This window comes from Leucobacter sp. G161 (assembly GCF_001482305.1).
Lineage (GTDB): Bacteria > Actinomycetota > Actinomycetes > Actinomycetales > Microbacteriaceae > Leucobacter.
In genome coordinates this window covers 14,396-33,935 of record NZ_LOHP01000066.1, presented here as the reverse complement: position 1 = coordinate 33,935, position 19,540 = coordinate 14,396, and the positions used below count along the sequence as shown (strand labels likewise).

The 19,540-nt window shown below is 65.1% G+C and carries 19 protein-coding genes; 5 read left to right on the top strand and 14 right to left on the bottom strand.

Features of this window, described 5'->3' with window-relative positions; genetic code table 11:
- From AUL38_RS11130 to AUL38_RS11110, 5 genes are all read right to left on the bottom strand, one after another.
- On the bottom strand, nt 1-1,261 hold a 1,261-nt coding region (locus AUL38_RS11130; RefSeq protein WP_059062185.1), incomplete at its 3' end, for a penicillin-binding protein 2.
- 34 nt (nt 1,262-1,295) lie between these two features.
- Complete coding sequence (locus tag AUL38_RS11125; protein ID WP_059062183.1) at nt 1,296-1,883, bottom strand: hypothetical protein; 588 nt, start codon at nt 1,881-1,883, stop codon at nt 1,296-1,298.
- Nucleotides 1,880-2,851, bottom strand: coding sequence for a 16S rRNA (cytosine(1402)-N(4))-methyltransferase RsmH (gene rsmH / locus AUL38_RS11120; protein WP_059062181.1), 972 nt, complete (start codon nt 2,849-2,851; stop codon nt 1,880-1,882). Before rsmH ends, AUL38_RS11125 begins: the two co-directional genes overlap by 4 nt.
- Nucleotides 2,852-2,863: 12 nt before the next feature.
- On the bottom strand, nt 2,864-3,295 hold the full coding sequence (gene mraZ / locus AUL38_RS11115; RefSeq protein WP_059062179.1) for a division/cell wall cluster transcriptional repressor MraZ: 432 nt from the start codon (nt 3,293-3,295) through the stop codon (nt 2,864-2,866).
- A 314-nt stretch (nt 3,296-3,609) separates the two neighbouring features.
- The gene (locus AUL38_RS11110; RefSeq protein WP_059062177.1) at nt 3,610-3,978 is read right to left on the bottom strand and encodes a DUF3040 domain-containing protein; all 369 of its coding nucleotides are present in this window, start codon (nt 3,976-3,978) and stop codon (nt 3,610-3,612) included.
- A gap of 72 nt (nt 3,979-4,050) precedes the next feature.
- Here AUL38_RS11110 and AUL38_RS11105 point away from each other — a divergent pair, with 72 nt between their 5' ends.
- Complete coding sequence (locus AUL38_RS11105; protein WP_059062175.1) at nt 4,051-5,151, top strand: polyprenyl synthetase family protein; 1,101 nt, start codon at nt 4,051-4,053, stop codon at nt 5,149-5,151.
- Between the two features lie 119 nt (nt 5,152-5,270).
- Here the strand turns inward: AUL38_RS11105 and AUL38_RS11100 are convergent, their stop codons facing one another.
- A complete protein-coding gene (locus AUL38_RS11100) occupies nt 5,271-5,618 on the bottom strand; it encodes an Rv2175c family DNA-binding protein (RefSeq protein ID WP_059062173.1) in 348 nt (115 codons plus the stop codon).
- 94 nt (nt 5,619-5,712) lie between these two features.
- Between AUL38_RS11100 and pknB the strand changes: the two genes are divergently transcribed.
- Nucleotides 5,713-7,689 (top strand): Stk1 family PASTA domain-containing Ser/Thr kinase, encoded by a 1,977-nt coding sequence (gene pknB / locus AUL38_RS11095; protein WP_083506808.1) that lies wholly within the window; start codon nt 5,713-5,715, stop codon nt 7,687-7,689.
- A gap of 72 nt (nt 7,690-7,761) precedes the next feature.
- On the opposite strand, the gene AUL38_RS11090 is transcribed toward pknB, so the two are convergent.
- Both AUL38_RS11090 and AUL38_RS11085 read right to left on the bottom strand, forming a co-directional pair.
- The gene (locus AUL38_RS11090) at nt 7,762-9,144 is read right to left on the bottom strand and encodes a class II 3-deoxy-7-phosphoheptulonate synthase (RefSeq protein WP_059062193.1); all 1,383 of its coding nucleotides are present in this window, start codon (nt 9,142-9,144) and stop codon (nt 7,762-7,764) included.
- 109 nt (nt 9,145-9,253) lie between these two features.
- Complete coding sequence (locus AUL38_RS11085) at nt 9,254-9,937, bottom strand: 1-acyl-sn-glycerol-3-phosphate acyltransferase (protein WP_059062191.1); 684 nt, start codon at nt 9,935-9,937, stop codon at nt 9,254-9,256.
- 138 nt (nt 9,938-10,075) lie between these two features.
- Here AUL38_RS11085 and AUL38_RS11080 point away from each other — a divergent pair, with 138 nt between their 5' ends.
- A complete protein-coding gene (locus tag AUL38_RS11080) occupies nt 10,076-11,905 on the top strand; it encodes a long-chain fatty acid--CoA ligase (protein WP_059062171.1) in 1,830 nt (609 codons plus the stop codon).
- A gap of 93 nt (nt 11,906-11,998) precedes the next feature.
- On the opposite strand, the gene def is transcribed toward AUL38_RS11080, so the two are convergent.
- On the bottom strand, nt 11,999-12,490 hold the full coding sequence (gene def, locus AUL38_RS11075) for a peptide deformylase (protein ID WP_059062170.1): 492 nt from the start codon (nt 12,488-12,490) through the stop codon (nt 11,999-12,001).
- Between the two features lie 85 nt (nt 12,491-12,575).
- On the opposite strand from def, the gene AUL38_RS11070 reads away from it, so the two are divergent.
- Nucleotides 12,576-13,388, top strand: coding sequence for a ParA family protein (locus AUL38_RS11070; protein ID WP_059062168.1), 813 nt, complete (start codon nt 12,576-12,578; stop codon nt 13,386-13,388).
- Between the two features lie 42 nt (nt 13,389-13,430).
- Here AUL38_RS11070 and AUL38_RS11065 read toward each other — a convergent pair whose 3' ends face one another.
- The 5 genes from AUL38_RS11065 to AUL38_RS11045 form a co-directional block, all read right to left on the bottom strand.
- A complete protein-coding gene (locus tag AUL38_RS11065; protein WP_059062166.1) occupies nt 13,431-13,859 on the bottom strand; it encodes a hypothetical protein in 429 nt (142 codons plus the stop codon).
- 129 nt (nt 13,860-13,988) lie between these two features.
- The gene (locus tag AUL38_RS11060; RefSeq protein WP_059062189.1) at nt 13,989-14,510 is read right to left on the bottom strand and encodes a MerR family transcriptional regulator; all 522 of its coding nucleotides are present in this window, start codon (nt 14,508-14,510) and stop codon (nt 13,989-13,991) included.
- A 210-nt stretch (nt 14,511-14,720) separates the two neighbouring features.
- Nucleotides 14,721-15,398, bottom strand: coding sequence for a MerR family transcriptional regulator (locus AUL38_RS11055; protein ID WP_235590697.1), 678 nt, complete (start codon nt 15,396-15,398; stop codon nt 14,721-14,723).
- Nucleotides 15,398-15,781 carry an FHA domain-containing protein gene (locus AUL38_RS11050; protein WP_083506810.1) on the bottom strand — a complete coding sequence of 128 codons (384 nt, stop codon included), beginning with the start codon at nt 15,779-15,781 and terminating at the stop codon, nt 15,398-15,400. The genes AUL38_RS11055 and AUL38_RS11050 overlap by 1 nt, the downstream gene beginning before the upstream one ends.
- Nucleotides 15,782-16,004: 223 nt before the next feature.
- Nucleotides 16,005-17,474, bottom strand: a complete 1,470-nt coding sequence (locus AUL38_RS11045; RefSeq protein WP_059062161.1) for an XRE family transcriptional regulator — start codon at nt 17,472-17,474, stop codon at nt 16,005-16,007.
- A 229-nt stretch (nt 17,475-17,703) separates the two neighbouring features.
- Between AUL38_RS11045 and aceB the strand changes: the two genes are divergently transcribed.
- Complete coding sequence (gene aceB / locus AUL38_RS11040) at nt 17,704-19,359, top strand: malate synthase A (RefSeq protein WP_059062159.1); 1,656 nt, start codon at nt 17,704-17,706, stop codon at nt 19,357-19,359.
- Nucleotides 19,360-19,540 lie beyond the last annotated feature (181 nt).

Sequence of the window (19,540 nt, the reverse complement as noted above, 5' to 3'; positions counted from 1 at the left end):
CGGCGACGTCTGCGAGCCGCCCCGCGTCCTCAAGCGGGAGCCCAGCGTTCGTCGGCTGCCCGATACCGAACTTCGTGAGGTAGTCGTATCTCGTCTCCGGCGATAGCGCGCTGCCAAGCATCGAAATACCGACGTTCGAGGAGTAGACGAGCGTTCCCGTAAGCGTCCAATCCTGCGGTCCGTGCTGGAACCAGTCACTGAATGTCACGCCCGGCTGCGGCTGCCAATTCGATGGGGCATTCACCATGGTCTCGGGCGTTGCCTTGCCCTGGTCGAGGAGCGCGGCAGCAGTGATGACCTTGAATGTCGAACCTGGCTCGTACGGCTGCACAAACGAGCGCGCATTCAGCTTGGTCTCGTCCGAAGCGTTGATGTCGTTCGGGTCGACCGAGCCGTCCTCGGCTACGGCCAAGAGTTCGCCTGTCTTGATGTCCTGGATGACGAGGTAGCCGTACTCTGCTCCGACGTTTTGCGTCTGCTCGTTGATGATCTGTTGCGAGGCCCACTGCAGGTCGCGGTCGATCGTGAGTTGCACGGTGCCACCGTTGACGGCGCGCTTCGTTTCGACGACGCTGCCGGGAAGCTGCACGCCGTCTGCCCCGCGTTCGTAGGTCTCTGCCCCGTCGGAACCTGCCAGGCACTCGTCTTGCGCGAGCTCGACTCCGGCCTGCGGCACCTCGTCCTGCCCTGCAAACCCGACGAGGTTGCCGCCGACGGCGCCGTTCGGGTAGATGCGGCGGTGCTGGCTCTCGAATGTCAGCCAGGGAATGTGCAGGGCTTTGAGTTCCTGCAGCTGGGTGAGGTCGACGCCACGCTTCACGTAGGCGAAGTCCGACTTCTTATCGATCGCGAGGGCGTCGTCGACGATCTTCTTGATGTCTGCGCCGCTCTGGCCGGTCACCGAGCCGATCTCGGCGAAGGCCTGTTCTGCGGTGACCTCTACCGTCCCTGCACCGCGCTCGAGGTCCGGCCGGAAGAACTTCCGCGTTCCGTTGGCGTCAACGTTCTTCGGGGACAGCTGCACGTCATAGCGTTCGTCGGTCGTGGCGAGGACATCGCCGTTGCGGTCGACGATGTCGCCGCGCACGCTCGGGATCGTCACCGGCACCGCTCGCTTCTCGTGCGAGTCCTCGTTCATTTGCGCGGCAGAGACCATCTGCACGTCGATGAGCCGAATCATGAACGCGAGTGCCGTCAGCAGAACAATGGCGAACACGACGAGGTTTCGGCCTCGTGTGCCGCTCAACGTTCGCAACAACACTCGATCGTCTCCTTTTGCGCGCCGACGCCGTCGGCTAGTGGGTTTCTGGTGCTGGAAGCTTGCCCTGCCATGGTACGGCCGCAGCAGCATCAATTGCGGGAGCTGACTGCGCGTTGCGCTCCGACAGCAGCCCCTTCGCGTCGATCACCGGCAGGTTCTCAAGTTGTGCGTTCGGCACGAGGTTCTCGCTCGCATCGCGGGTCGCTGACTCGAGCGAGCCCTGGATCGAGCCATCGCTCAGGCGCATCGTCGCCGGCGCAACGTTCTGCACCATGCCGAGCGCCCCAGCATTCACCACGAGATTCTGTGGCGACGCCAGCTTGTCGAGGTTTTGCGACAGCACCCGTTCAACACGCCCCAGATCCCGTTCCTCGATCGACAGCGCCCGACTCTCGTATGCGCCCTGGGAGACGAGAATGCTCAGCGCGAGCTGCGCGGCGAAGATACCGAGGATCACGCCGACCGCAATGACCGCGCCGAGCACTGGGCTCTTGCGCTGCCTGGGTGCCGGGGTGGGAACCGGCCGCAGGCGATCCGCGCGCTCACGCGGCGTCTCGGGCTGCGGCGCTGCTGCGCCGAAGAGGTGGATCGGATCCACTTCCACGGGAACTGTTGCGTTCATGACACTTCCCTTACTCGTTCAGCCGCACGGAGTCGTGCTGGGATGGCGCGCGGGTTGGCCGCGCGCTCTGCTTCGCTTGCCTGTTCCGCGCCCTTGGTGAGGATGCGGAGCTCGGGCCGGTGCTCGGGGAGCTCGATCGGCAGGCCGGGGGGCGCCGTCGAGCGACTTCTCGCCTGAATCGCCCGCTTGACGATGCGGTCCTCGAGCGACTGGTACGACATCACGACGAGGCGCCCGCCGAGGTTCAAGCGGTCGATCGCGGCGGGGATTGCCCGTTCGAGCGTCGCGAGCTCACCGTTCACCTCGATGCGCAGCGCCTGAAACACGCGCTTGGCCGGGTGCCGCTTGCCGAGCACCGCTGCCGGTGTCGCTTCCTGCAGCACGTCGACGAGCTGGCTCGAGCGAACCAGCGGCGCGATCTTCCGCGCGGCGATGATGGCGCGCGCGTATCGCCCCGCAAGCGGTTCGTCGCCGTAGCGTTCGAAGAGCTCACGGAGACGCCCCTCGGGTTCCTCCGCAAGAATCTCTGCCGCGGTGCGCCCGCTGGTCTGGTCCATCCGCATGTCGAGCGGCGCGTCCTGTGCGTATGCGAAGCCGCGATCGGCGTCGTCCAGCTGCAGCGATGAGACCCCGAGGTCGAACAGTGCGCCGTCGATGCCCGACGCGCCGGCCTCGCTCAGCGCCCGATCAATCTCGTCGTACACCGCGTGCACCGGCACGAACCGGTCGCCGAAGCGTGCGAGGCGAGCGCCGGCCAGTTCGAGCGCTTCGGTATCGCGGTCGAGCCCGATCACGGTGAGCCCGGGGAAGCGCTCAAGCAGCGCCTCGGTGTGCCCGCCCATGCCAAGGGTCGCGTCGATGACGACGGCGCCCGCTCGCTCGGCTCCTGGCGCGAGGAGCTCGACGCAGCGGTCGAGCATGACCGAGGTGTGCAGCTCGGCGGGGTTTCGTGGGGTGGTTTCGTCCATGTGTGTTCCCGGCTAGAACATGCCGGGAATCACCTCCTCTTCGATATCGGAGAAGACGGATTCCTGTTCGGTCAGGTAGGTCTCCCAAGCTGCTGCGTCCCAGATTTCGGCCCGCGAGCCGGCGCCGATGACGGCGAGTTCGCGGTCGAGCCCGGCGTAGTCGCGCAGGCCCTGTGGCACCGTCACACGGTGTTGCTTATCCGGGGTCTCAGGGTGTGCTCCTGAGAGAAAAACGCGGAGATAGTCGCGGGCCTGCTTCGAGGTGAGCGGCGCTTGCCGTACACGCTCGTGCATCGACTCGAATTCGCTCTCGCTGAAGACGTACAGGCAGCGCTCCTGTCCGCGGGTGATCACGAGCCCGTCGGAGAGCTCATCACGGAATTTCGCGGGGAGGATCAGCCTGCCTTTATCGTCCAGGCGCGGAGTGAACGTGCCAAGAAACATGGTCCACTCCCCTCCTCAGCCGTTACGTTTCTCCCACGGTACTCCACTTTCCTCCACTAATCACGCAAAGCAGTTGACTTTTTCGCGATATGGACCCGAGATGCCTTACAAAAACACGTGGAGTAAAGTGGAGGCAAATCACAAGAATCAAGGGAATTTGGGGGCGTCGAGGATCGATATCGCGCTGAGACTGGGAGATTGGCGGGCGAGCGGGCATGCAATCAGCCGGTTTTGGGCATGAAAAAACGGGCCACAGCCAAAGCTGCGACCCGTTGGGGAGGAAAGTGGGGTGGTGCGTCTAGACGCTCATGCGACTACTGGCCGCCCATCCGCTCATCCCAGCGACGCTCCATGCGGTCAGAGAGAGATTCCTTTGATTCTGCCTGCTGGCGTGCGCTCGAGGCGAACTGCTCCGGCTCGACCTCGGTGCGCTTGGAAAACATCACCAACACCCCTCCGAGCATCGCGACGAACCCGAGAAGCCCCAGCCACAGCTGCTGCATCGCGGCGCCACCGATGAGCAGACCGATGCCGGCGAGCGCCAACAGCGTGCCCAGCACGAGCGACCGATAGTTGAACCGACGCGGAACGCCCGACGACGCAGGAAGCAAGTCGGCCTCGCTCTGATAAAGCCTGCGCTCCATCTCGTCGAGCAGCCGCTGTTCGTGTTCTGACAGCGCCATGATGCCCCCTTCACCCTCTAGAAAAGTCTTTCCTACCAGTTTACGGCTACGGCTGCCGGATAGGCTAGTCGGGTGGACGAAACGACGAGACTCGCAGGCCTTATACAGGAGCGACTACACGACACCATCGACGCGCATCGCGCCGATCTGGAACCTTTGGGGCCCGACGCGGCACCCCTGCTTGACGAGGCCGCGAGCTTCCTCACCGGCGGGAAACGCTTCCGGGCGCTCTTCGCCGTGCACGGCTACCGCGCGATCCGACCGCTTGATATCAATGCCCCGGTCGACGCAGAGTTTGGAGCGCTCCTCGATGCCGCCTGTGCGCTCGAGCTCTTTCACGCCGCAGCCCTGATCCACGATGACGTCATCGACCGCTCGGACACGCGACGCGGCCGCCCGTCGGTGCACCGGACGTTTGCCGCGCTCCACGAGCAGCACGGGTACCGCGACACTCCCGACCACTTCGGCACATCGAGCGCGATCCTGCTCGGTGATCTCCTGCAGTCGTGGGCCGACGAACTCATGTCGAACGCCTGCGACGCCGCGCAGAACCGCGATGCCGCCCGGGCTACGCGCGCGCACTTCAATCGCATGCGTAGCGAGGTCGCAGTCGGCCAGTACCTCGACGTACTCGAGGAGCAGCGCGGCGGCTTCGCCGAGCACGCGGAGCAGCTCGATCGCTCAACCCGCGTCCTCGTGTACAAGTCGGCAAAGTACAGTGTCGAAGCCCCGCTGCTCATCGGCGCTGCCCTCGCCGGGGCGAGCCGCGAGCAGGAGGAGGCACTCGCAGGTTTCGGTTTGCCCGTCGGGGTCGCCTTCCAACTCCGTGACGACCTCCTCGGCGTGTTCGGGGACGAGGACATCACTGGCAAGCCCAGCGGCGATGACCTCGTCGAGGGCAAGCGCACCATTCTCGTCACCCTCGCCCGCGAGGCGCTGCCGAACACCCAGCGACGCATTTTCGATGACCTCCTCGGCACCCCCCTCGACAAGGAGCAGGTGACTATGCTGCAGCGCACCATGCGCAGTAGCGGCGCCGAACAGCAGGTCGAGGAAATGATTAGCCGCAATATCGCCCGCGCCCACCAGGCAATCTCGGAGGCAGCGCTCGATGCCGGGGCCGTTACGCGACTCACCGCACTCGCGGAGCGTGCGGCACAGCGCACGTCATAATCTCCTCGGCACGCAGCCTCGCGTGACCAACGCATAACGGCGCGGACACTGATTTCAGTGTCCGCGCCGTTATGCGTTCACCGCCAGCCCAGCGGGCAATGGCAGCGCAAAGTGAAGCGTTAGAAGGCGAGCGACTGCGTTGCGCGTCGCACGGCGCTCTTGCGCCCGTCGACGAGCGAATCAATCGGGCGTTCCCCGAGCTCATCACTCACACTGAAGAGCCAGTCCATTGCCTCGTCATCGGAGAACCCGGCGTCGATGAGCACGAGCAGTGTTCCCCGAAGCGACGGCAGCGGCTGGTCGCCCTGCAGGAATTCGGTCGGCACGCGCAGCGAGCCGTCGATACGCACGGCGCCGAGGTGGTGGTCCTCGATCAGGCGGCGTACCTTGCTGGCTGAGAGCTCCAACCGCTCTGCAACCTCGTTGATGGTGAAATAGGTGCGTTCTTGTCCGCTGTTTTCTGACACACCTTAACTCTGCCAGCGAGATTCCCGAAGCGCAATCCGTGGGCACACGGCGCGCGGCAGGACTCGCTCATGCAATCTTCCGTAGACTTTCCGCGTGACCGCTCCCCCCATTGACCCGCTTATCGGGCAGACGCTCGACGCGCGCTATGTGATTCGCTCGCGAATCGCACGTGGCGGCATGGCAATGGTGTATCTCGCGCACGACCTCAGGTTGGAGCGTAAGGTCGCCGTGAAGGTCATGCACGAGCACCTTGCCGAGGATGAGAACTTCACGCGGAGGTTCGACCGCGAGGCGCGCAGCGCAGCGAGGCTGTCACACACGAACCTCGTGAACGTCTTCGATCAGGGGCAGGACCTCGGCCGCATTTACCTGGTGATGGAGTACCTTCCCAGCATTACGCTCCGGGAGCTCCTCAAGAAGCAACAGCGTCTGACTCTGGACCAGAGCCTCGAAATCAGCGACGCGATCCTTGCCGGTCTTGCCGCCGCACACAGCGCAGGCATCGTGCACCGCGATCTCAAGCCCGAGAACGTGCTGCTCGTTGACGATGGCCGCATCAAGATTGGCGACTTCGGTCTCGCCCGAGCGGTGAGCGCGAACACGACGACCGGTCAGGCGCTGCTGGGCACGATCGCGTACCTCTCCCCGGAGCTCGTCACCCGCGGCATCGCTGACGAACGCAGTGACCTCTACGCCTTCGGCATCATGCTCTACGAGATGATCACTGGCTCGCAGCCGTTCACGGGCGAGCAGCCCATGCAGATCGCATACCAGCATGCCCACTCAGACGTCCCTGCGCCGTCGCTTGCGGGAGACTTCTCCACGCCCGCGCTCGATAACTTCGTCGTCTGGCTGACCCAGCGTGACCCTGAGCTCCGCCCGGCACACGCAGGTGAGGCGCTCGCGCACATGCGCGAGCTCCGGCAAGATCCGTTCGGAATGCCGGAGGCCCTCGCCACGGCGGTGCTCTCCGGCACGGTGGCACCCGACGAGACCAGCGTGCTCCCCCTCGACGAATTCGACGATGCGACGACACACCTGACGCCCTCAACGACACTCCTCGATCGGGCAACACAGACGTCGCTGCAGAGCGCGGGCGCATCGCCCGCCGCGCAGACTCCCTCGCCGAGCAGTGTCGACCTCACTCGTGAGCAGGGCGCCAGGCGTTCCCGCAAGGGCCGGATCACGGCCGTCATCATCACCGTGCTGGCACTCGCCATAGCGGGTGTCGCGTTTTGGTTTGGGCAGGGGCCCGGCTCCGCCGTCACGGTGCCAGAAGTCGCAGGCAAAACCATGACCGCCGCGCAGGAGGAGCTTGAACTGCTCGAACTCGTTGTCGCCACCGATGAGTGCTCGAGCCTCGAGGTCGAGGCCGGCCTCGCCTCCGCGGTGTCGCCCGACCCCGGGAGCAGACTCGATCGTGGCAGCGCGGTGACCCTCTGCCAGTCGACCGGTCCCGAGATGCTCGCCGTCCCCACACTCATCGGGCTGAGCCTGAAGGAGGCGGTCGCGCTCATCGAGGAGAGCCGCTTTACGTTCGGCGAGGTCACCGATTCGAGGTTCTCCGATTCTGCGGCAGACGTCGTGCTTGCCGCGCTGGATGAGAACGATGTGTCGCTCGGCGACACGTTCCCCGAGCGCGCCACCATCAACCTCATCGTCTCGGTCGGGTCGCCGCCCGCCGTCAGTGGGATGAGCGTCGAGCAGGCCACCCAGGCGCTCGCGGACCGTGAGCTCTCCGTCGACGGCGGCAGCAACACCGAAGTCATCAGCGATGAGATCGCCAAGGGTCAGGTCGTTGGCGTGAACTGGCTCACCGACCCGGTCCGTCCCGGCGATGCCGTTGGCCTCCAGATCTCGTCCGGACCCGAGCTGTTCGAGATTCCCGACGTCTCCGGGTTGGGCCTGCAGGAGGCTCTCGACACCCTCGAGGGAGCTGGTTTCGCCCCGACGACCCTCGTGCCTGAGGCGCTGCGTGGGCTCGCACAGGCGACGGGCACAAACCCAGCCGCCGGCGAACGCGTTGAGGCGGGAACCGAGATCCGCGTCACCTCTCAGCTCTCGCTGTAACCCCAATTCAACCTTGGGTGCACGAAACGGGGGCGGGGCCATTTGGCCCCGCCCCCGTTCCTCACTCTGGATTTAGCGTGCGACGCCCACCGTGCGCTTGAGCTCCTCTGCAACCTGGAACGCGAGCTCCAGCGACTGCATGTGGTTCAGTCGTGGATCGCATACCGACTCGTAGCGCTGCTCGAGCGCTTCCTCGTCGATGTTCTCCGAGCCGCCGAGGCACTCGGTGACGTCGTCGCCGGTGAGCTCGACGTGGATGCCGCCCGGGTAGGTGCCGACCTCGCGGTGCGCCTCGAAGAAGCCGAGCAGCTCGTCCATCACGTCGTTGAAGCGGCGCGTCTTGAAGCCGTTCGCGGTCGTGATGCCGTTGCCGTGCATCGGGTCGGTGACCCACAGCGGCTGGGCGCCAGCGTCGCGCACGCCCTCGAGCAGCGCGGGCAGCACGTCGCGGATCTTCTCGGCACCCATTCGAGTGATGAAGGTAATGCGGCCCGGCTCGCGCTCGGGATCGAGCTTGTCGATGAGGCGCATCGCGTCATCCGTGGTTGCGGTCGGACCGAGCTTCACGCCAATCGGGTTGCGGAGCTTCGACAGGTAGTCAACGTGCGCGCCGTCGATGTCGCGGGTGCGCTCGCCGATCCAGAGCATGTGTCCGGAGGTGCCGTAGAGCTCGCCCGTGCGCGAATCGATCCGCGCGAGCGGCCGCTCGTAGTCGAGCAGCAGCGCCTCGTGGCTGACGTAGAACTCGGTCTGGGTGAGCGCGGTGTGGTCGACGCCGCACGCATCCATGAACCGCAGTGCGCGGTCTATTTCCGTCGCGAGCGCCTCGTACCGCTGGTTCGCGGGGTTCGACACGAAGCCCTGGTTCCAGGAGTTCACCTGGCGCAGATCTGCCATCCCCCCTTGCGTGAACGCACGAATGAGGTTCAGCGTCGATGCGGAGACGTGGTAGCCCCGCACTAGTCGGCTCGGCTCAGCGGTGCGCGATGCCTCTGTGAAGTCGTAGCCGTTGACGAGGTCTCCGCGGTATGCGGGCAGCGTGACACCCTCACGGGTCTCCTCGTTGCTCGAGCGCGGCTTGGCAAACTGGCCGGCCATCCGGCCCACCTTGATCACCGGCATCGACGCACCGTACGTGAGCACGACGGCCATCTGCAGCAGCGTCTTCACGCGGTCGCGGATCTTGTCGGCCGTGGCCGCTTCAAACGTCTCAGCGCCGTCGCCGCCCTGGAGCAGAAAAGCCTCACCGCGCGCCGCGGCAGCGAGCCGCTCGCGGAGCTGGTCAACCTCGCCCGCAAACACGAGCGGCGGCTGGGTGGACAGCTCCTGTTTCGCGACCTCAAGCGCAGCTGCGTCGGGCCAACTGGGCTGCTGCTTCGCCTCGAGCGCGCGATACGTGTCGAGCTGCTCGAAGGTCTGCTGTGCCGTCAGGGTCTCTACGCTTGCTGCGTTCATGGCCATCCCGTGTGTGTCTCATCGTGCCGTCCCTTTTGACGGCCCCACACCAGACTACCCAACACCGCATGTGCCCCGCGTGTTTGCTCGGGATGCCCGTAGCGAACGGTCACACGGCGTCGGTGCGCTGCCTCACGCTCGAGGCATACACGTCCACGTATTCCTGGCCGCTGAGCTCCTGAATCGCGAGCGTGATCTCGTCGGTCACGCTGCGCAAGACGAAGCGATCCGCGCTCATTCCTTCGAAGCGACTGAAATCAAGCGGGGCGCCGATGACCGTGCCGATGCGCCGGATGCGAGGGAACTTCGCTCCGATCGGCATCGCCTTTTCGGTATCGATCATCACCACGGGGACGACCGGCACGCCCGACTCGAGCACCATCCTGGCGACGCCGGTGCGACCGCGGTACAGCCGAGCGTCGGGGCTGCGAGTGCCCTCGGGGTAGATCCCGAGCACGTCGCCGCGATCCAGCACGCTCAGCGCGGTGTTCAAGGACGCCTCAGACGCTTTACCGCCTGAGCGATCAATGGGCAGCTGTCCGACCGCAAGCATGAACGTCTTGACGAGCCAACCTTTGAGGCCCTTCCCGCTGAAATATTCGCTTTTCGCGAGGAAGTAGACGCGGCGTTCGATCATCACCGGCAGGAAAAACGAGTCGATAACCGATAGGTGGTTCCCAACAAGAATTACGGGGCCAGTTGCCGGAATGTTCTCGGCTCCCTCCACCCACGGCCGGTATACCGCTTTGAGGAATGGCCCGACGATCAGGTGTTTAAAGATCCAGTAGAGCAAAGTGAGCTGGTTCCCTTCGTAGGCCTTCAGAATAGCGGAGCCGCGCATCCACAGGCGCATAGAGATAGGCTGTTAAACATACATGCCTGCGGCCGAACTGCCGCGGAAGCGTCCGACACGAGGTACAAAGGAGTTGCCGTGAAGCTGTCAGAAACACCACTGCTCATTCCCCCGGTTCCCGAAGACAACATTACCGATCTTCTCGAGCAGCGGGTTGCTGCGACGCCCGATCAAGCACTGTTTGCAACGCCGTCGAACGGCGGCTGGAGCGATATCAGCGCGGCAGAGTTCCGGCGTCAGGTCATCTCGCTCGCCAAGGGTCTCACCGCGTCAGGTATCGAGCCGGGCGATCGGGTCGCGTTCATGTGCAAGACGAGCTACGAGTGGTCGCTCGTCGACTTTGCCATCCTGTACACGGGTGCCGTCATGGTTCCGGTCTACGAGACCTCCTCTGCGCTGCAGATCCTTTGGATCCTCGAGGACTCGGGCGCGAAGCACTTCATCATCGAGACCGGCGACCAGCACGCTCGGTTTGCCGAGGTCGAAGACCAGCTCACGAACGTCAAGCAGGTGTGGCGCCTTGATGAGGGTGCCGTTGCGAAGCTCGGCGAACAGGGCGTCGGTGTTGAAGACGCCGAGATCGAACGGCGCAGGAATATTGCCGTTGGCTCAGACATGGCGACCCTCATCTACACCTCGGGTTCCACCGGTCGCCCGCGTGGCTGCGTGATCACTCACTCGAACTTCGTCGATCTGTCCCGCAATGCGGGCGGAGCGCTGTCGTCGCTCGTCCAGGAAGAGGGCGCTTCCACGCTGCTCTTCGTCACGCTCGCACACGTCTTCGCACGGTTCATCTCGATCCTCTGCGTGCACGGCGGCGTGCGTGTCGGCCACCAGGCGGACACAAGCCAGCTGCTCCCCGCGCTGAGCACCTTCCACCCGACGTTCCTGCTCGCGGTTCCCCGCGTGTTCGAGAAGGTCTACAACTCGGCCGAGCAGAGCACCGCTGCAGAGGGCAAGGGCAAGATTTTCAAGGCGGCCGCCAAGGTTGCTGTTGAGCATTCCGAGGCGCTCGACGCTGGCAAGGTTCCCTTCGGTCTGAGCCTGAAGTTTAAGCTTTTCGACAAGCTCGTCTACGCGAAGCTCCGCGAGAAGCTCGGCGGCCGCGTCACTAACGCCGTGTCGGGCTCCGCTCCGCTCAGCCCCTACCTCGGCCACTTCTACCGCAGCCTCGGCATCAAGATCCTTGAGGGCTATGGCCTCACCGAGACCACTGCCCCGGTGACCGTGAACCTGCCGGACAAGTTCAAGATTGGCACCGTCGGCCCGCCGCTCCCGGGACACATCGTGCGGATCGCCGAAGACGGCGAGATCCAGGTCAAGGGCATCGACGTCTTCAAGGAGTACTGGAACAACCCCGAGGCGACCGCTGCGGCGTTCACCGAGGATGGCTTCTTCCGCACCGGCGATCTCGGCTCCCTCGACACTGACGGCTACCTCACGATCACCGGCAGGAAGAAGGAGATCATCGTGACTGCCGGCGGCAAGAACGTCGCTCCGGCGGCGCTCGAGGATCCGATCCGTTCGAACACGATCATCAGCCAGGTCGTCGTGGTTGGAGACCAGAAGCCGTTCATCGCAGCGCTCGTGACGCTCGACGCAGAGATGCTCCCCGCCTGGCTGAAGAACCAGGGCGAGGATCCGCAGATGACCATCCTCGAGGCCTCGAAGCACCCCAAGGTACTCGCGGAGGTGCAGCGGGCGGTCGACGGCGGCAACGCGCTCGTGTCTCGCGCAGAGTCGATCCGCAAGTTCGTCATCCTGCCGACCGACTTCATCGAGGCGAACGGTCACCTGACGCCGAAGATGAGCATCAAGCGCGACAACATCATGCGCGATTTCTCGGCCGAGATCGCTGAAATCTACGGCGAGAACCCGCAGACGGATTTCGTGCAGACCCAGCACTAAGGCGAAGGCGCAGCGCGCAGCTGCAGACGCCCAACAGGCGGCCCCAGATTCATTCTGCGGGCCGCCTGTTGCGTTTCCGGGATCGCCCGGCCGCTAGAACCAGTCTGCGGTGCGGATCTGGCGCATCGCTTCACCGCGCGAGGCCCGCTCGAGCCTGGAGATGTAGAGCTTGCCGTCAAGGTGATCGCACTCGTGCTGCAGCGCCTGCGCTTTGAGCCCCTCGCCCTCGATGATGACCTCGCGACCGTCGAGGTCGATGCCGCGCACCTTTGCGTACGGGTACCGCATGACATCGAACCACAGGCCGGGAACGGACAGGCAGCCCTCGCCGGTCGGCTGCGGCTCCCCCGACACCTCGATGAGCTCGGGATTCAAGACGTATTCGATCTCATCGTCGATGTGCAGGCTGAACGCACGCAGCGTATACCCGATCTGGGTAGACGCCAGGCCAGCATGGCCGGGCTCGTTCACGGTTTCGCAGAGATCTGCGACCATCGCATGCACTCCGGCGTCGATCTCAGTGACCTCGCTGCATACGGTGCGCAGCACCGGGTCCCCAAACAACCGAATCTCGCGTTTTGCCATGCAACAATGCTATCGGCAGAACGAGTTTCCCCCGTTCGCTGAGAGTGACCACCAGTTTCCAAGCCGAATCCAGTAAGCTCGAAATGTGCATGTATTGAGTGTCAGCTCCCTCAAAGGTGGCGTAGGAAAGACGACCGTTAGTCTCGGCATCGCGTCGGCCGCGTTCTCACGCGGCCTGCGAACGCTTGTCGTAGACCTTGACCCGCAGTCCGATGTGTCCACCGGACTCGCGGTCGACCCCGAGGGGTACGCCAACGTCGCCGACGTGCTCGAGTCTCCCAAGGAGAAGGTGGTTCGCGCTGCGATCGCTCCGAGCGGCTGGAACGAATTCCACGAGGGCGGCAAGATCGACCTGCTGGTCGGCAGCCCCTCAGCGATTAACTTTGACGGGCCGCACCCGTCCGCCCGCGACATCTGGAAGCTCGAGGAGGCCCTCGCGATCGTCGAGGCCGACTACGACCTCGTGCTGATCGACTCCGCGCCGTCACTCAACGCCCTCACCCGCACAGCGTGGGCAGCGAGCGACCGGGTTCTGATCGTGACTGAGCCGAGCCTGTTTGCCGTCGCAGCGACCGACCGCGCCCTCCGCGCGATCGAGGAGATCCGACGCGGCGTCAGCCCCAGGCTGCAGCCCCTGGGCATCCTCATTAACCGTGTTCAGCCGCAGTCGATGGAGCACCAGTTCCGCATCCGCGAGCTGCGGGAGATGTTCGGCCCGCTCGTATTGAACCCGCAGCTCCCCGAGCGGCCAGCGTTGCAGCAGGCACAGGGTGCAGCGAAGCCGGTGCACCTGTGGCCGGGAGAGCCCGCCCAGGAGATGGCCGCGAACTTTGACCTCGTGCTGGATCGTGTGCTCCGCTCAGCTGGTGCCGCTGCCGCGCAGGCGAAGCAGGCCTAAGCCGTTCAGCAGGCCCAGGCCACTCAGCAGGCCTAACCCGGCTCAGTCGAGCCGCGGCTGGTCGTCGGTTCGGGAACCGAGGAAGATCGGGATCGTCGCTGCGTAATGCGCTGCAGCGCCTTCGTTCCAGTCCCCCGCTGTGATCTGTGCGAGCGAGCGACGCGAAAACACTCCGCGGAAGAACTCATGCAGCTCGACGCGCAGCAGCGCCTCACCCGCCTTCGCCAGCGTCACCGTTGGCCCCTCGACGCGTAACTCCCCCGGAGCATCGTCGCGCCGGTTGAAGAGCCTCGCAGCACCCAGTGCGACGGTCCGCCAGGAGTCACGCTGGTTGGCGCCGCGCCCGAGCGCCTCACGCAGATCGTACTCGTGGACGCGAATGTCCCAGGCAGGGCTCGGGCCGGGGAGCGTATCGAGCATCAGCGCGAGCGTGCTCGCGTTGTCCTGGATCTCGGTGAGCACCTCGGCCATCGAGATAGACGGTCGCCAGGCTCACTGTTTCTCGCATGCGGTACCCGCTCTCTGTCGGGTTCCAGTCTGCGTTCGAAAGCTGAAATGCGCCTCACAGCGATCGCTGGCCCCGAGCCGCGGGCCGGGACGCTACGAGGTTTTGCGGGCGGCGCGGCGCGCGGCGAGCTCGTCGCTCACCTCGGGGCCGTCGGCACCTTTTTCGCGGTGCTCGCCAAGGTCGACGAGCGAGGTCTCAACCTCACGGAGCACCTTGCCAACCGCGATGCCGAACACGCCCTGGCCGCGGCTCACGAGGTCGATGACCTCGTCGTTGGAGGTGCACAGGTAGACGCTCGCGCCGTCGCTCATGAGGGTCGTCTGCGACAGGTCATGGACGCCAGCGGCGTGCAGCTGCGCGACGGCGGTGCGGATCTGCTGCAGCGAGATGCCGGTGTCGAGCAGACGCTTGACGAGCTTCAGCACGAGGATGTCTCGGAAGCCATACAGGCGCTGCGAGCCCGAACCACTTGCCTCGCGGACGGTCGGCTCCACGAGTCCGGTACGGGCCCAGTAGTCGAGCTGCCGGTACGTGATGCCCGCTGCACGAGCAGCGACCGCACCCTTGAAGCCGCCGTCGATGTTCGGCTGGGGCAGGCCGTCACTGAAGAGCATCTCTGCGGAATCCAGGTACTCACCCGTACCATTACCGCTACCGCCGACTGGCGGCCCGACCTGCTCCATGACGTCCCTCTCTCGCGCTGTGCTCAATTCACCTAACGCTATCGCCGGGAGGGCCGTCTGGCAACGACCTCCGACAGGCATTTCGCCGCAACCACATTAAGGTTCAACTTGAAGGTGAGAATTCAGCGGAATGATGCCGTTTTAGAGCGTGCCAAACTTCCGCCGCAACACGCCGGAGCGGACGGTCTCGAGGTACTCGACGAGCTCAAGCGAGCCATCGACGGCACGCGGCGAGCCCTGCTTGTCACCACGGGACGACACCGCGAGCGCGAGCATCTCCGCTTCGCGTTCCGCCGCAATGCGGAGCGACCGCAGGTGACGAGGCGTGAGGCCTGCCTGCGCAAGCTTCACGAGCGCCGTGAGCTGTGCGATTGAGTCGAACGGGAAGACTTCCGTTGCCGGCAGCAGTCCCGCAGCAATCGCCTCGCCAAGGAAGCGCTTGTTCGTTGCGGCCGCGCGGCAGAGCTCGTCGCTCGAGAGCACTTCCTTTGAGGTGAGGATCGTCGAGGCGCTGCGCTGTGAGGCGCCGGGGATCACTGGGTCTCGGCCAGCGTCGATCTCTTCAAGCACTTCGGCGATCTTCTTCAATGGCAGGTAATGGTCGCGCTGCAGGGTCAGTACCAGACGGACCCGCTCGACGTGCTCCTGCGAAAACTTGCGGTACCCCGACTTCGTGCGCTCGGGCGTGACGAGCCCCTGGTCCTCGAGGAACCGGAGCTTCGACGGCGTCAGGTCAGCGAACTCTTCCTGGAGCGCCGCAAGCACCTGCCCGATGCTCAGCAGCCCCATGGGCACTGCACGAAGCGGAGCGGCACCCACTAGAACGAGCCTGGCAGATCGAAACGCGACGAGAAGAAGGTAAAGCGGAACTTGCCAACCTGCACCTCAACGCCGTCCTCAAGCACGACCTCGCCGTCGATACGCTCACCGTTGCAGTACGTGCCGTTCAGCGAGCCGCGGTCGAGCACCGAGAACACGGTTCCCTTGCGCTTGAACTCGGCGTGCTTGCGCGATACGGTCACGTCGTCGAGGAAGATGTCTGCGGCCGGGTGACGACCCGCAACCGTTACATCCTGATCCAGTAGGAACCGGGCGCCAAGATCTGGTCCGCGCCGGACAACAAGCAGGGCCGCTCCCGAGGGAAGCGACTGCACCGCCTCAAGCTCATCGATGCTGAGGTCGGTGACCTGGGCGCGAATCATCGCATTCAGATCCTCACGGAACTGCTCCGTGGCGCGTACCTCGGTATCTTTGTTCCGCTTCTCGCTCACCACTGTCTCACCCGTTTCATGCTCATTGGGTCAGTGACCCGATACTGTCCCCCTACGCTACCGCAGTGAGGTACCTAAGCGCACCCCAGCCGCAGAAAGCGCGTGGCTTTTTCGCAGACCGCGATACTCGGCACGTTGCCAGGCCGCGACCTCGCTATTCGTGCGACTCGAGAAACTCGTAGACCTCGTGCGAGTCAACACCCGGGAAGGTTCCGGTCGGGAGCGCCGCGAGCAGGCTCGTCGGTGTCGCCGCCTCGGGCCAGGCAGACGCCTGCCACTTCTGGGTGAGTTCGCTCGAAGCGCGCCTGCAGCAGCGCTCATCCGGGCAGAACGACTGCGAGCGGTGCTGGGTCTCGCGCCCACGGAACCACTTGACGTCTTCGAAGCGCACCCCAACGCTTACCGAGTACTGCCCCTCTTTCGCTTTCTCCAGTCGCGAGGTGCACCAGTAGGTGCCCCCTGCCGCCATGTCGGTGTACTGATACCAGGGGTTGAACAGGTCGGGTTGGGCGAACACGGTGCGTGCGGTCCAGTTGCGGCAGACCATCGCCCCCTCGAGGTTGCCGAGCGCGTCCGAGGGGAACCGTACCCCATCGTTCTCGTACGCCTTGATGAGCGTGCCCGACTCGTGCGCCTTCATAAAGTGCACATTGAGGTCGAGCCACTCGGTCGCGAGGTTCGTGAAGCGGTGCGCCGCCATCTCATAGGAGACCGCGAACGCGTCGCGCAGATCCTCCATCGAAATCTCGCGCCGCTTCTTCGCGTCCTTGAGCGATTCGACCGCCGCAGCTTCCGGCAGCAGCACCGCGCCCGCGAGGTAGTTCACCTCGACACGCTGCTTGAGGAAGTCGCCGTAGTTGCGCGGCTCCTCATGCCCGCAGACCAGGCTCCCGAGGGCGCGGAGGATCGGCGCACGCGCATCGCGGGACGGGAGATTCGCGCTGAGGTAGATGCGGCCATTGCGGCGGTCGATCACCGACCGCGTGGAGTGCGGCAGGTCGGTGACGTAGTGCAGCGTGAAGCCGAGCTTCTCCGCGACCTTGGCGACGGTCTGCTGCAGCACCGGCCCACCGGCGTAGCCGACGCTGTCGAGCAGCTCGGCCGCCGCCTTTTCCAGGTCGGGGTAGTAGTTGTTTGCGACGCGCATGCCAGCGCGCAGCTCGGTGTTCGCCCGCCGCGCTTCCTCGGGTGTCGCCGCTCGCTCACTGTGGAGGCGCTCGACCTCCTGATGCAGGCCGATGATCGCGCGCAGCGTCTCATCGTTAACGGTCTTCGACACCCGGATCGACTGCAGCCCGAGCGAGCGGAACACGGATCCGCGCTGCGCGCGCTCCACTGAAATCTCCAGCGCAGCCCGCTCGCTTGGCGCCTCGTCGATGAGGAGCTCGTCCACGGATGACTGCAGCGCCGTCGCCAGCGCGCGCAGCAGCGGCAGCCGCGGCTCCCGCTTGCCGTTCTCGAGGGCGGACAACTGCGACGGCGCCCGATCGACGGCTGTCGCGAGCTGCTCAAGCGTCATACCGAGCGCGATGCGGCGTTCGCGGATACGGCGGCCAAGGGTGAGCGCGTCGCCGGCGTCCGAGTCTTGCTCGGCGGGCGCGAGGTCCAGTACGTCTTCGGTCATACATCCATGGTGACAGACCCCAAATTTTTCAGCAAGCAGAAATATCCCAGAATTTCATGCCCAATTTGGCGCCCGGGGGCGATCAACGGGGCCGAAGATAGAAACACACCACACAGCAGCCCCGGAAATTGGCTCAGGAGTCTTCAACGGCGAACGACCGCAACCCGGGGCACCAGCAGCACACCAGCGGCTTCACGACACCGGCTTCACCCACACGAAGGACACGATCATGAACACCCCAACCGCGACCACCGACCGGCCGCGAACCTACACCCCGACGACGCACGAGCCCCGCCTCGAAGTCAACGGCCGCCCGTTCGACCGTTCCGACGAGATCCTCACCCCCGAGGCGCTCGCGTTCCTCACCGAGCTGCACCAGCGTTTCGCGAGCCCCCGCCACGAGCGTCTTGCAGACCGGCAGCGCAAGCGCTACGAGATCGGCAACGGTCGCGACCCGAAGTTCCGCGAGGACACCCGCCACATTCGCGAAGACGCGAACTGGCAGGTTGCAGCCCCCGCCCCCGGCCTCGAGGACCGCCGCGTCGAGATCACCGGCCCGACCGACCCGAAGATGACCGTCAACGCAATGAACTCGGGCGCGCGCGTCTGGCTCGCTGACCAGGAGGACGCAACCAGCCCGACCTGGAAGAACGTCATCGGTGGCCAGCTCTCGCTCTTCGACGCGATCCGCGGCCAGCTCGAGTACACGAGCCCGGAGGGCAAGGAGTACCGCGTCACCGCCGAGCGCACCCCGACAATCGTCATGCGCCCTCGCGGCTGGCACCTCGTCGAGAAGCACATCCGCTTCACCGATGCGCAGGGCCAGGCGGGCGCAGCGTCGGGAAGCCTCGTCGACTTCGGCCTGTACGCCTTCCACAACGCCCAGCAGCTCGTCGCCAATGGCGCCGGCCCCTACTTCTATATCGCGAAGCTCGAGTCGAGCGAAGAGGCGAAGCTCTGGGACGACATCTTTACCTTCACCGAGGAGCGCCTCGGCCTCGCGCACGGCACGATCCGCGCGACCGTGCTCATCGAGACGCTCCCGGCAGCGTTCGAGATGGAGGAGATCCTCTACGTGCTGCGCGATCACATGGCTGGCCTGAACGCAGGCCGCTGGGACTACATCTTCTCGATCATCAAGAACTACCGCGGCCGCGGCGCGCGCTTCGTCATGCCAGACCGCAGTGAGGTCACGATGACGGTGCCCTTCATGCGGGCGTACACCGAGCTGCTCGTCAAGACCTGCCACAAGCGCGGAGCACACGCAATTGGCGGCATGAGCGCGTTCATCCCGAACCGCCGCGACCCCGAGGTGACGCAGCTCGCCGAGGAAAAGGTACGCGCGGACAAGAACCGCGAGGCGAACGACGGCTTCGACGGCACCTGGGTGGCGCACCCGGATCTCATCCCCGTCGCGCAGGCCGAGTTCGACGCCGTGCTCGGCGATCGGCCGAACCAGGTGGATCGCCAGCGCGACGATGTTGAGGTGACGGCAGCCCAGCTGCTCGACGTGCACATCGGGCGCGACATCACCGAGGCAGGTGTGCGCGACAACGTCTCGATCGGCGTGCGCTACATCGAGTCCTGGCTGCGCGGCATCGGCGCGGCTGCGATTGACAACCTCATGGAGGACGCAGCCACCGCCGAGATCAGCCGCTCGCAGATCTGGCAGTGGATCCATCAGGATCAGCGCACCGCCGACGGCACCCAGATCACCCGTGCCTGGGTCGCCGAGATCCTCGCGGAGACCGTGCGCGGTTTCGAACGCTTCGAGGGCGACCGCTACGACGACGCCGCGGAGCTGTTCACTGACGTCGCCCTCGGCGATACCTTCCCGACGTTCCTCACGGTCCCCGCATACAGCCGGTACCTCGTCGACGCGTAAGCAGTGCCGCGCACGTCCTTGCGCACCGTGGTGAAGCACACTCAGGCCCCTCTTCGGAGGGGCCTGAGTCGTTCGTCAAGGAGATTTCCCGCATGGTTCGCCTGCCGTTCATCCTCGGTTCCCCGCGCGTTGCATGACTGAACCTAGCCTTTCGGTGTGGCCGATACCCCGGCCGCTCCCC

What these genes read in the sequence shown, in the direction of transcription:
- AUL38_RS11125 (WP_059062183.1), bottom strand. Translation starts at nt 1,883, where the DNA reads ATGAACGCAACAGTTCCCGTGGAAGTGGATCCGATCCACCTCTTCGGC.
- rsmH (WP_059062181.1), bottom strand. Translation starts at nt 2,851, where the DNA reads ATGGACGAAACCACCCCACGAAACCCCGCCGAGCTGCACACCTCGGTC.
- mraZ (WP_059062179.1), bottom strand. Translation starts at nt 3,295, where the DNA reads ATGTTTCTTGGCACGTTCACTCCGCGCCTGGACGATAAAGGCAGGCTG.
- AUL38_RS11110 (WP_059062177.1), bottom strand. Translation starts at nt 3,978, where the DNA reads ATGGCGCTGTCAGAACACGAACAGCGGCTGCTCGACGAGATGGAGCGC.
- AUL38_RS11090 (WP_059062193.1), bottom strand. Translation starts at nt 9,144, where the DNA reads ATGAACGCAGCAAGCGTAGAGACCCTGACGGCACAGCAGACCTTCGAG.
- def (WP_059062170.1), bottom strand. Translation starts at nt 12,490, where the DNA reads ATGGCAAAACGCGAGATTCGGTTGTTTGGGGACCCGGTGCTGCGCACC.
- AUL38_RS11065 (WP_059062166.1), bottom strand. Translation starts at nt 13,859, where the DNA reads ATGGCCGAGGTGCTCACCGAGATCCAGGACAACGCGAGCACGCTCGCG.
- AUL38_RS11060 (WP_059062189.1), bottom strand. Translation starts at nt 14,510, where the DNA reads ATGCTCTTCAGTGACGGCCTGCCCCAGCCGAACATCGACGGCGGCTTC.
- AUL38_RS11050 (WP_083506810.1), bottom strand. Translation starts at nt 15,781, where the DNA reads ATGATTCGCGCCCAGGTCACCGACCTCAGCATCGATGAGCTTGAGGCG.
- AUL38_RS11045 (WP_059062161.1), bottom strand. Translation starts at nt 17,474, where the DNA reads ATGACCGAAGACGTACTGGACCTCGCGCCCGCCGAGCAAGACTCGGAC.
- aceB (WP_059062159.1), top strand. Translation starts at nt 17,704, where the DNA reads ATGAACACCCCAACCGCGACCACCGACCGGCCGCGAACCTACACCCCG.